At 22.7% G+C, this 11,890-nt stretch carries 14 protein-coding genes; 7 read left to right on the top strand and 7 right to left on the bottom strand.

Going from position 1 to position 11,890, the window contains the following annotated elements; genetic code table 4:
* From ACICQF_RS01725 to ACICQF_RS01735, 3 genes are all read left to right on the top strand, one after another.
* Positions 1 to 807 (top strand): SDR family NAD(P)-dependent oxidoreductase, encoded by an 807-nt coding sequence (locus ACICQF_RS01725; RefSeq protein ID WP_395473456.1) that lies wholly within the window; start codon positions 1 to 3, stop codon positions 805 to 807.
* 152 nt (positions 808 to 959) lie between these two features.
* The gene (locus tag ACICQF_RS01730; protein ID WP_395473457.1) at positions 960 to 1,511 is read left to right on the top strand and encodes a hypothetical protein; all 552 of its coding nucleotides are present in this window, start codon (positions 960 to 962) and stop codon (positions 1,509 to 1,511) included.
* Positions 1,512 to 1,858: 347 nt separating this feature from the next.
* Positions 1,859 to 2,719, top strand: a complete 861-nt coding sequence (locus ACICQF_RS01735) for a hypothetical protein (RefSeq protein ID WP_395473458.1) — start codon at positions 1,859 to 1,861, stop codon at positions 2,717 to 2,719.
* A 668-nt stretch (positions 2,720 to 3,387) separates the two neighbouring features.
* Here ACICQF_RS01735 and ACICQF_RS01740 read toward each other — a convergent pair.
* The gene (locus ACICQF_RS01740) at positions 3,388 to 4,632 is read right to left on the bottom strand and encodes an ISNCY family transposase (RefSeq protein WP_395473459.1); all 1,245 of its coding nucleotides are present in this window, start codon (positions 4,630 to 4,632) and stop codon (positions 3,388 to 3,390) included.
* Between the two features lie 483 nt (positions 4,633 to 5,115).
* On the opposite strand from ACICQF_RS01740, the gene ACICQF_RS01745 reads away from it, so the two are divergent.
* Entirely contained in the window at positions 5,116 to 5,646 is a 531-nt protein-coding gene (locus ACICQF_RS01745) for a hypothetical protein (protein WP_395473460.1), read from the top strand.
* Here ACICQF_RS01745 and ACICQF_RS01750 read toward each other — a convergent pair.
* Entirely contained in the window at positions 5,619 to 5,873 is a 255-nt protein-coding gene (locus ACICQF_RS01750; protein ID WP_395473461.1) for a hypothetical protein, read from the bottom strand. The genes ACICQF_RS01745 and ACICQF_RS01750 overlap by 28 nt on opposite strands.
* Before the next feature lie 101 nt (positions 5,874 to 5,974).
* The gene (locus ACICQF_RS01755) at positions 5,975 to 6,427 is read right to left on the bottom strand and encodes a UPF0236 family transposase-like protein (RefSeq protein ID WP_395473462.1); all 453 of its coding nucleotides are present in this window, start codon (positions 6,425 to 6,427) and stop codon (positions 5,975 to 5,977) included.
* A 66-nt stretch (positions 6,428 to 6,493) separates the two neighbouring features.
* Here ACICQF_RS01755 and ACICQF_RS01760 point away from each other — a divergent pair, with 66 nt between their 5' ends.
* From ACICQF_RS01760 to ACICQF_RS01770, 3 genes are all read left to right on the top strand, one after another.
* Positions 6,494 to 8,200 (top strand): hypothetical protein, encoded by a 1,707-nt coding sequence (locus tag ACICQF_RS01760; protein WP_395473463.1) that lies wholly within the window; start codon positions 6,494 to 6,496, stop codon positions 8,198 to 8,200.
* A 146-nt stretch (positions 8,201 to 8,346) separates the two neighbouring features.
* Entirely contained in the window at positions 8,347 to 8,604 is a 258-nt protein-coding gene (locus tag ACICQF_RS01765) for a hypothetical protein (protein ID WP_395473464.1), read from the top strand.
* A gap of 201 nt (positions 8,605 to 8,805) precedes the next feature.
* Entirely contained in the window at positions 8,806 to 8,967 is a 162-nt protein-coding gene (locus ACICQF_RS01770; RefSeq protein WP_395473465.1) for a hypothetical protein, read from the top strand.
* A gap of 139 nt (positions 8,968 to 9,106) precedes the next feature.
* Here the strand turns inward: ACICQF_RS01770 and ACICQF_RS01775 are convergent, their stop codons facing one another.
* From ACICQF_RS01775 to ACICQF_RS01790, 4 genes are all read right to left on the bottom strand, one after another.
* Positions 9,107 to 9,703 (bottom strand): hypothetical protein, encoded by a 597-nt coding sequence (locus tag ACICQF_RS01775; RefSeq protein ID WP_395473466.1) that lies wholly within the window; start codon positions 9,701 to 9,703, stop codon positions 9,107 to 9,109.
* A 209-nt stretch (positions 9,704 to 9,912) separates the two neighbouring features.
* Entirely contained in the window at positions 9,913 to 10,299 is a 387-nt protein-coding gene (locus tag ACICQF_RS01780; protein ID WP_395473467.1) for a hypothetical protein, read from the bottom strand.
* 260 nt (positions 10,300 to 10,559) lie between these two features.
* Entirely contained in the window at positions 10,560 to 11,066 is a 507-nt protein-coding gene (locus ACICQF_RS01785) for a hypothetical protein (RefSeq protein WP_395473468.1), read from the bottom strand.
* Positions 11,017 to 11,829, bottom strand: a complete 813-nt coding sequence (locus tag ACICQF_RS01790) for a hypothetical protein (protein ID WP_395473469.1) — start codon at positions 11,827 to 11,829, stop codon at positions 11,017 to 11,019. The genes ACICQF_RS01785 and ACICQF_RS01790 overlap by 50 nt, the downstream gene beginning before the upstream one ends.
* Between the last annotated feature and the right edge of the window lie 61 nt (positions 11,830 to 11,890).

Genomic DNA, 11,890 nt, shown 5'->3' on the forward strand with positions numbered 1-11,890 from the left:
ATGATAAATAAAGTAATTGTTTTGAATCAGTGAGCAGTAGTTACAGGAGCGTCTAAAGGATTGGGATATTATTACTGTCAAGCATTATTAGCACAAGGTTATCACGTATTAGGGTTATCACGTGATAGTAAAAAAATATTAGAATTAGCAGATAAGTATCCACACTTACAAGTTAAAAATTATGATTTAGATTTATCTGATTTAAAAAATATTTATAAATTATTTGAGTTATCAAAAGAATTAAATGTAACAGTAGTTATTAATAATGCTGGTTATGGTGTTTGAGGAACATTTGCAGATAGTATGTTAGAACAAGAATTAAATATGATTAATTTAAATATTTCTTGTTTACATATTTTAACAAAGTTATTTGTTCAACGTTTTAGTAAAAATAATTATGGTCGTGTTATTAATATTGGAAGTATGGCAGCTTTTAGTCCAGGTCCTGTTTTTGCTAGTTATTATGCTTCTAAATCATATGTTTGAAGTTTAGGTGTTGCAGTTAATTATGAATTAAAAAGAGCAAAAAGTAAAGTAAGAGTAATTACAATTTGTCCAGGTCCATTAAAAACTGAATTTTGAAATCGTAGTAGTAATGGTAAAGGAAATAAAGAACATTATAGTTCATTATTACCAGTTTTAGATACTGAAACTTATGCTAAAAAGTCTTTACAAACAGCCTTAAAAACAAAAAGAAAAAGTGTTATTATTACAGGAATTTCTAATAAAATTACAAGAACTATTATTAGAATATTACCTTTAAAAACAGTACTTAAGTTAGTATATAATTATCAAAAAAATCGCTAATAATGAATTTCATTTTTTATTTTAATCGTAAAAATTATTAAAAAACATTTATTTATTATAAATGTTTTTTTATTGTTTTCTTTAAAAGAAAGGTTTATGATGTATCCAACTTCTTAAGATTTTAAGAAGTTATTAAAAAAGAGGTGTTATTTATGAAAAAATATTTATCAATGTTAACAACAATAGCATTATCAGCAGCATCAATATTTTCAACTTCTTCGATATTAAATTCATATGTAAAAAATTCCAATTTAATAAATGTTGATAATTTACATGATGTAATACCAATTGATATTGTTGAATACCCTATTTTTGCTGATAATGGAGAAACTACAGTTAAAACTTTTGAAAAAAATGTTATTGTTCTTTTTAGTGATCCTTCAAAATTAAAATATATAGAATTAACTGATATAAAAAGTCATGTCGATTTTCATATAAATAGAAAAGATTATTATTATAATGATCAAAGTAAGAATTCAGTTATTGTATCTAGTGATACAAAGTTTATTGATAATAGTATTTCACATGAAGGAAATATGAATAAAGTTCAGCAAACAGTTAGTTACGATTATGATTGAAATCAAAAAGCATTTATTTTTAAATTTGTTAGTGTTGAAACGGTTACAGCAAATAATGAAAAAGATACTCAGTTTGTGAGAGGTTATTTTACTACTAGTTTAAAGTTAAATTTGCATGAATTTTAATTTATAGTTTAAAATATTATTTTTTTAACTTAATTAGAGAAATTATATTATAAAAGTAGTACTTAAGTACTACTTTTATTTATTTTTTTGTTTTTTAAAATAAAATAATTATAATAAAATAAATAATATTTATATTATAAAATTAATTAAAGCATTAATAATAATTTATAATAATGATTAATCAAAATATATTATATACAGTATGAGATTCTATGTCAATATCGAGTGAAAATTTCCCAAAAATATTTATCAAAAAAAAATAAAAAAGAAGTAAAATTTAACAAATAAAAGTTGCTTTGTTTTGAAAGTAAATATTTTTATATTTACTTTCAAAGGAGAACAAAATTATGAAATATTTTAGTCCAAGTTATTGATTTAAATTGTGAGTATTAACTGCTCCACTTTTAAATAATAAAATACAAGGTATTAATGGTAAGTCAATTGATAATTCAAATATTAAAAATTGAGTTAGAAAAAATACGACTAGTTTAGATTTAGTAAATCAACAATTAAATTTTACAAGTAATAATCAAACAGATTTTATTATTAACAACCCAACAACAAATAGCAAAATAAATATGAATAAACATCGTCATGAAAAACACAGAAATCGATTAAAAAGAACATTAAATGGTAAAAACGAAATAAGGGGTAGTTGAGGTAAAGTAACTTGTTCATTTACACCAAAAACTTTTGAAGGAATAATAGCTGATTATCATTATTGAAAAGATAATCCTGCATGAGAACTTGGCGAAAAATTTAAAGAGGATATGATGCAACGATATAATTCTAATTATATTTCAATTACTGCAATTTTTCCATGAACATGAAAAGAAATACAACAAGTAGGTAAAACAATTTGAGATAATTTTTCAAAAATTGAAAAAGTATATACAGATAGTTCTAGAAAAGAACGTATAGAAATTGTACTTTATGAAAAACCATTTAATTGATTTGATTTTGAATCAGTAAGAATAATAACAGAAGATGAGAAATATTATCCAAATAATCGTCTTGATAATTTAGAAAATGATTTTCCAGATTGAAATAAAGATATAAAAATTAATTTAGGAAAAATTAATCATAACGTTGATAACGAAATTAAAAGTGCCATAAAGAAAAAATATCATAATTTTAAATTATCAGAAGTTTATTTATTGGATAAATCTAATTACTCACACTTTATTGGCTATTTTGAAAAAAAATAATTGTTGGTACTTTTAGTACCTATTCTTATGGTTTGACAAAACCAACTTTTACCTATGTAACACAAGATAAATTTAATGAAATTTCAAATATTATAGCAAATGATTAAAAAGTTAAACAATGATTTGCACATATAAATGAATGAAATTCTACTTTACCACAAGCAATCAATAATTCTAAAACATTTAATCCTCAAGCATTATATAATTGAAAAAGACAAGAAAAAGAAATAATAAAAGGTTATATAAGAGATTGAAGTTATATTTCAACTTTAATTGAACATGAATTAAAGTTAGATGAATTAAACAAAAATATTCAAGGAATCAAAGCAGATTTTGAAACTTTAAAAAAACAAGTTAATGAACTTGACAACAGACTTCTAAATCTAGAAAATAAATCAAATTTAAATTGTGAAAACACATTAACTATTGTTAATGGTGCTTTAAATACTATTCCCATAATTGGTAATGTTGTTGGTGGTATTACAACAATGGCTTCTGGTGCTTGTGCTATTGGTGGTGTATAATTTTATTTTTTTATATCTTTAAAATCAATTTTAAGGCATAAAATTTGCTGCTCGACAAACGATTTAAAATTTTATATACTTTATAAGTATTCACAAAAATAATCTTTTATAAAAAGAATTTTATCTAATTTTAATTTGGTATTATTAGTATCCATATCTTCAAGGATGGTTTTTATTTGGTATATAAACCTTTTTAGTTTTTATCAACTCTTCTTTGATAATTGGTTTTGGTGCTATTTCTTTTAATTCATATATTTGATGATTATAACTAAGATATAACTCATTAATAAACGATTTAAGTACAATTACATCAGTTCTAGGTTGTATGTATTGAACTTTGCTATTTTTATAAGGAAAATACTTTTTACCATAATATGTTATAGTTGAACCACTATCCGTTTTTCTTTTAGAAAATCTTGAAAGATAAATATTTATTTCTTCTTGGTTTGGAGCTTTAATCATAGCAGATTTATTATTATCAATAGGTAAGGCAAATTGCTTATTAAAAATACTTATATATATTTTAAGAAATTGATTAGCTTCTTCTAAATTTTTAATTTTATTAAGTCTAAGTTCACTAATTAAGCGACTTTGAAGTGTTCCAAATAAGCGTTCGATTCTACCCTTAGCTTGTGGAATGGAAGTTCTAATAATTTCAACACCTAAATCATTACAAGACTTTTGGTATTGAGTATAAGTATCATTTTCCGTTTTTATTTTGCCAGCATCGATTTGTTTTTTATATCCAAAAACTGTTCTATTATCAGTATAAAATGTTTTTGGTATGCCATATTTAGTTAAAATTTGATAAAAAACATTATAATAACCATCTAATGTTTCTTGATGATCAAATCATAGTCCGACAATATTGCCTGTAGCATCATCAATTGCAGCATGTAAAAAAGCTTTTGGTTTATCCTTACCAAATCAATGATGATTACTTGCATCCATTTGAATTAATTCACCAAAATTTGTTCTTCGGTTTCTTGTAGGATGCAAGTTATTTTTCTTATTTTTATGTCTTTTTGGTGAAGTAATTTTTTCTTTAATTAATATAGTATAAAGTGTACTATATGAAATTTTAATTTTTTCTTCATTGTTTAATTTCTCATGGAAATGTTGAAAATTAAAATTATAATATTTGGTTTTATATAAATTTATAATCTTAATTTTGATTTCAAAATTTGTTGTTTTATTAGAAATTTTATTTCGGGATTTATGAATAAAACCAACTTTACCTTCTCTATTGAAAATTTGAATTAATTGGTTAATTCTTCTAATAGTTAGGTTAAGTTTATTCTTAGCTTGATGTTTAGATAATTTATTAATAATAATGTCATTTATAATATTAAACTTATATTTTTCTTTCATAGTCATGCTTCTTTCCATATTTATCACCAAGTATATTTACCTTTACTTTTGGGAAATTTTTGCTCGATAACTAATAGGAAATTATCACTAAATAATGACAACAGTATGAGATTCTATTGTAATTTGGTTTAAATTTGTTATTATTATATTTGTCCTAAAACTTTAGGACAAAACATCAGTTTAATTAATTTAAAATTGTAAATTTGGCTTTATGCCCTTATATGAGTAATTTTCATGTAAGGGTTTTGTATTTTAATTTATTGATATGAGTCTTTAATTTAGTTTAAAAACTCAATTTAATATCTATTCCAATTTCATAAATTAATATTCCCACTTACCCTTAAACCAAAATTTATACAGACTAATAATTAAAAACATTTTAAAATTTATATCATTATAATTTAAAAGTATTAAGTTTAAGGTCAAATTTACTCTTTTATGGTAATTAAGTTTGTTTATAGTAAAAGTATTATTAAAACTTTAGAAAATGAGGTTTATTAAATGCAGAATATTATAAATTGTGGCATTTATTTTGCCAATGTGCCATTAACAAAAACAACTAACGAAACTAGATGTGAAAATATAAATTGTAATTATCAATATTGTAATGGTTGCAAACTTGAAACAGTTATCATTTGAACACAAACTCCTGATCAAAAATGTTTAATAATTCCTATTATTAGAAATTCAATTGAACAACATGAGCAAAGCCTATGCTTATTAGGTGATAACTTATCTATTATTAAATTGAAAAAATCTAATAATAATTCTATTTTAAGTTTTCGCGAGGAAGATATTAGTTATGCTGATCTTAATCGTGCAACTTGAATTAAAAACTTTAGAATTGGTGATGAATACTTAATCAACGGAGAACTTCGTGTCTTAAATGAAACTGAAATTTATGATTTATCTTTTAGAGTAAAAACATTACCAATATCAAGTCTTAATACAATTGCCAATATTGGTATTAATAAAAATTTAAATTTAAATAATAAAATTGTAAGTTATAGTGACAATACTTTGAAAGAATAATTTCTTAAAACAATTAAAAATATAAAAATTCTTAATATTAAATTTCTCTTTCTTTTAAAATGCTGAATTATACTTGTAAGTGCAAGTATAATTCAGCATTTTTCAATTAATTTTGCAGTTTTTTCAGCACCAATTTCTGTTTTTGATACTCTTATTTGACATGCAGCTCTTTTATTAATTAATTTTCCATTTTTCTTTTTACCAGTACAAAATACTATTAATCTCATAGAACATTTTTTACAATTCTTAGTATTATGTTTTTCATTAAACTTAAATTTTCTATGACCATCATCAATATTTATATATAAAGTTTGATTTGGTTGTAATGCTATTTTAGGAATATTAACTTTTGGTAATTCAAATTTTGATATGTTCTACAAACTGTACTATTACTGATTAAATCCTCAATAAAAGTATCACAAACATCACGATACTTTTTATCATCAGCAAAATATTTTAAAATTTGTTTAATAACGTTTGGTGCAAGCTTACTATATTTTTTAACACCAAGATAGTTATCTAATAAGGACACGTATTCAGTTTTTTGTTTTTCTATGTTATAATAAGTACAAATACGTCGTTTATAATTTAGTAAACCTTTTTTTGCTTTTAATTTTCGTTTTCTAAATCTATATGATTTATATACAGATTTATTACACTCATTTCATAATTGCTCATCTATTTTTGCAAACAATTCTTCTGTTTGTTTTAAACTTAATTCATCTTGATTAAAATCGTGTTTTTCTCAATCAAAATGATTAGGGAATGGTAATATAAGCATTTTTAATGTTCCTTTCTTTTTTAAATAATTTAATTTTAACTTATATATGTTAATTAAGGAGTAAATATGGCTTTTATCACTAGTTATGCACAATTAAATAAAAAATATAATCTTAATTTTAGTGATAATAATTATGGTTTTAGTTGAGATATTTTTAAACAATTTGTTGGTGAAGAATGAGCAGAATTTTTCACTACCAATTGTTTTTATCGTTTTGTTCCAACTGTACGTGGAACAAGAAAAACTTGAAACTGTTTAGCGTTTGATTTATTTATATGTTGTAATTTTAGTGATAGTAGTGTTCAAGAAGTAAGACGCTATGAAAATACTCATAGTGAAACGACAATTGGTGCTTTAATGAATGTTTGTCAAGTTTTATTAGATACATATAATATTAATTTATTACCTAATAATCCACATGGTATTAAATGAAAAATTACTAAGGATGGTGGTTGTATTATTTTTCCTAATAATCAACAAATTGACTTTATTGGTTATGCTAATGGTAATAAAATTTTTGGAAAAGAAGCAGGTGGTTCAAGTTTTTTAGGTTCAAGAACAGATGAAATTATTATGGCAGAAGAAAAAGAAACACTAACAGAAAAGCAATTAACATATCGATATGAACGTTTACAAAACTCTATTTTTAGAAGTAATCGTATTAAAGTATCAAAAGAATCTATTAAAGAATGAAGTTGAACCTTTATTGATAAAAATATATATAGTCCTAATTTTGGAAAAAAGATTACTCGCTATTTTTATAAAAGTTTCTTTATTACTTTTACATGTAATCCTTATGATAAATATCATCCATTTTATTTAAAATACTGTACTCCATTTTTGCCATTAAATGATGAAATAACGAAAAATCTTAAAAAAATTGGCAAAGTTTATTATGAAAATAAAGACATGTTTAGTGGTTTAGGCTTATTTATTTTAAGATTTACTATTAAACCATTTTGAAAAAAATTACCTGAAATTCAACAAAGAACATTATTAGAAATGAAAAAAAGTAATCCTGATGAATTTAATACTGTTTTTTATGGTTTTGAATTTTTAGATAGTGATGCAACAATTTTTCCATTTCAAAAAACAGTAAAATATTGACAACCATATGATTTAAAACAATTTTATAATCAAGAAAAAGATATGTATAAATTTGATTTTTATAGTGTTGGTGTGGATTGAGCTACGAGACCAAAAGACCATACTGTATTTATGGTAGTTGGTTTTAAAGAATATAATAATACTGGTTATTATGATGCTTATATTATTTGTGAATTAGTAGTTACTCCAAATGATTTTATTAATGAAAATGAAAAAATTAATGCTTATATTAATGAAATTTTAGGATTAATGGATAATTTTGAAAATTTTGAACAAGCAATTTATTTTTATGATGATAAAGCACGAACTGCCATGGATTGATTAAATCAAAAATTAATAGATGAACATAATACTATTTTAATAACACAAACTGCTATTAAACATGCTTCAAATTTAAATCAAGAAGCAGGATTAACTAATAGAGTAGTTTGAATGAGAAATATTATGAGTTATGGAAACTTTTATGCTAATAAAGATGATTTACCAAAAACTACTCAATGTTTAGAAGAATTACGTTATGATGAAACAAAAACTAACATTCCTGACAGAAATATGTATCAAGACCCTTATGATGCATTATTTTATGCACTATATCCATATAAAAATGTAATTAGGGGTAAAAATAATGCTACTGTGAAAAAAAGTATCTTCACATTTGCTATATAATAAACAAGTTTAATATCATTAATAGTATAGGTATCACAAAATAAACGCCTTGCATTTAGGCGTTATTTTTCGTTTAAAAGCATACTTGTAAAAATAATAAAAAATCAGTACAATTTAGAAGTAAAATTAAGGAAAAAGGAGCGTTTATGAAAAAAATAATTAAATGTTTTATAAAAAAATGTCAGAATGACATAATATCTGTTACTAATGAGCCTACTGTTTTTTGTAGTGAACATGATATTAAGTTTTCAAATTTTCTTGATGACCAATTAATTTCAGATGAAATAGTAGAAGAATGAAAAGAAAATCCTGAATTATATGAACAGTTTATTGATGTAGTAACAATACAATTTATTGATCAAGAAAATGAAAAAAATAAAAAGTATAATTCCAAAAAAAGTTAAATAAATTTTAAAAAAGGAGAAATTTATTATGAAAACATGAATAAAAACAAATTTAAGTAAAATAACATTAGCATTAGCACTAACTGGTGCTACAACCGGAACAATAGGATTAATCATGGGGGGTGCTTACCCATAAGTTAGTGGAGTTAAATATTTTTTAACTCCACATAAACAAGTTGAATGAGGTGTTCAAAAATATGAATGTCTGATATTCATGGCATTTCAGTCGATATAAAAAATGAATTTAAAATTTATTTTTCTGATACACCTGAAAAAACAGAATTTTATAATAGCGGAAATACTATTGAAAGAATAGATATATCATGAGATGGTATTTATCCAGATGGATATTTTGATAATTAAATTTCTAAATTTATATAAGAAATATTTTCATTATATTTATCAAATAAATTAATATTATTTAAATTTATTTCTTGTTTATTTGTTACTAAAATTAAATCATAATTACCAGCACCAAATAGTCCGCTAACTTCAATTCGATTTAAATTATTAATTGCTTATCAGTTATTAAAATTAAATCATAATTACCAGCACCAAATATTCCGCTAATTTCAATACGATTTAAATTATTAATTGCTTTTTTAATTTGTAAATCAAATTCATTATTGTTATCAATTTGTAATATTTCTTCATAAAATTCTAATTTAGAAAATAATTGAGACTTATTTGAACCATATAAGTTTAAAGTATTCTCGAGTTTATTTTTATTAATAATTAATCGTGTAAAATATTTACCATATTCTCCATTTGCTAGTGTTCAATCAGCAGGAACTAATGATGGAATATTATTACTTTCTAATTCATTTGTAATAGATAATCAATTAAATTGATTATCATCAAGTTTAAATAATTCATTTTGACTAATATCATTATTTTTTAATTTAATATTATTCTTATCTGAAAAATCAAAATATTCAGATTTTAATATAACTTTTACATCTTTAAATTGTCAAATATCATTTTTACTGGGTTTTATTGGACTTGATTTTAGTTCAAAATAATAAGGTAATAATATTTTATTATCATCATTTAAACCTTTATTTATTGATAAAGATGAATAAATATATTTTGATAACATAATAAATACTTGTTTAAATATTTTAACTTGTTGCAAATTTATATAATTTGGATAATCTAACTCTCATTGTTTAAATAAATTAGTAATTATTTCATCTGGTTTTTGTCCTGAAAATGTATCACGTAATTCTGCAATTTTATTTTTAGGTTTTCCTGTTTTTTCATCATATTCTGCACCTTCAAAATTTCTATTATAATTATATGTATAACTTAACAGTTTAATAATAATTGTCGTAAACTATCATTTTTTGGTGCATCTTGTATTTCAATTGCAATATCTTTAAATCTATTATTGGTTGCAAGATAAACATATCATCCTTCATTACTAAAAGATAAAACTTTTTTATCTTCTAAATGTATTTCGTTTAATGGTCAATCACCAGTTCAAATAGAACCTAATTCTCAACCTAATCAAGTATCGGTTACTCTTGCATTTTTAATAACTTCTTTTCTTGTTTCAGTTCCACTACTAATTTTAATCAAATCTAAAACTGATTTTTCTTGTCCTATAAATTGTTTTGCTAAATTTCAAGGTAATATTTGTTCACTAAATCATTGTTGTAATATTCTAACTTTTGGTTGAGTTTCAATAGGCATTGATAATAGTGGAAATGCTATCTTATCTTTAACAAATAACTTAGGGTATACTCCATATTGTCAACTTCACCAAGTACCTTTATATTACCGAAAATCATGCTTCTAGGTGCTTTAATTTTTAAACCAGTAACTTTGGTATCTTTATCTAATGGTTTTTGTAATTTAATAATAATTGGATAACCATCTCTTGTTTTAAAATCTTTAATTTTAATAATAATAATACTTTTAGTACTTCTTGTTTTAGGATTTTGATAAGGTTGTTAATAATTATTAATGATATATAAATTATCAATATTATTTTCAGTTAATGGTTCATTAATAGAAACAGCATATAACTTAAATTGATTTAGTAAATTTATTTCTTGAAAAATTAAATTTTTAATATCAGTCATACTATATTCAATTGTATTGTCATTAATATTAGTACTTGCTCTTTGATTTAATTGCATAGTAAAGTCTGATGTTTCAGCAGCAGTAGTTTTTAATACTTTATCAATATCAATAAAACCAATTTTAATAGTGTTTGCTGAAAATCTTAAACTATTATTTTCATTATTTTTAAATAAACGTTCAATTTCATAAATATATAAAGTTCTTAGTTTAAATTCATCGTATGCTCTATTAATATCAGGGTCACTAGTAGCACTCATCATATTAGTAAAATCATAAGGAATATTATCAATTAAATAATCATTTTCTATTTCTGCTTGATTAAGTTTAGTTTGTTTCTGTGGAAACTTCGTTTGTGGTTTGTTGTTTTTTTCCATTGTTTTCTCCTATTAATTGGTTATTTTCTGGATTAAATAATTTTAATTTAACTGTTAAGTTATTAATTTCTTGTTCATCATTAATATTAAATGTTTTACTATTTAATAAATCTTTATCTAAACGTACTAATATTTGAATAAATTTAAGAATATCAATATTAAATTGTCATAATTTTTGTTCAATATAATTAATGGTTGAAATATTTACTGCTGTACTTTCGGGAACTGATTGTTGTGCGGATTTCTTTTGACTTGGTATATGAATACCACAACGTTTAAATATTTCATTAACATTTCAATCGTATATATCAGTTAAATTTTTACCTTTAAAATTGCTATTTGTCATATTGATATTTTCATTTTGTTCATTATTATCTCCGCCACTTTTAAATATGTAGTTTTTAGTAACCAAAGTTATTACTGCATCTTCTAATGCTGATTGAACATTACCATAAGTTTGACTAAATATAAATTTAGGTGAATTTAAAATTGTATCTAAAACAATTTGTTCATAAATAACATCTAATGCTTTAATTTTATCCATTACTTTATTACAATCTGCTAATTCATTTGCTTTATTTCGCATAATTGCTATTGGAATATAATTAATATTTAGTGTTTGTTCTTGCTCTAAATTTGGATTATTAATGTATGATTTAAAAGGTAATGGAAATTGTTTTTTATTATCACTAATACTATAAATTGCACGGTTAATTGTTACTTGTTCATTATTTAATGTATAAATTTCAAATAATCTTACCATTTGTGCATTTTGTTCATAACTATCATAAAAAATAGTACATTGAATTAATTTACCAGTAATA

The organism is Spiroplasma endosymbiont of Nomada rufipes (assembly GCF_964277355.1).
Lineage (GTDB): Bacteria > Bacillota_I > Bacilli_A > Mycoplasmatales > VBWQ01 > Spiroplasma_E.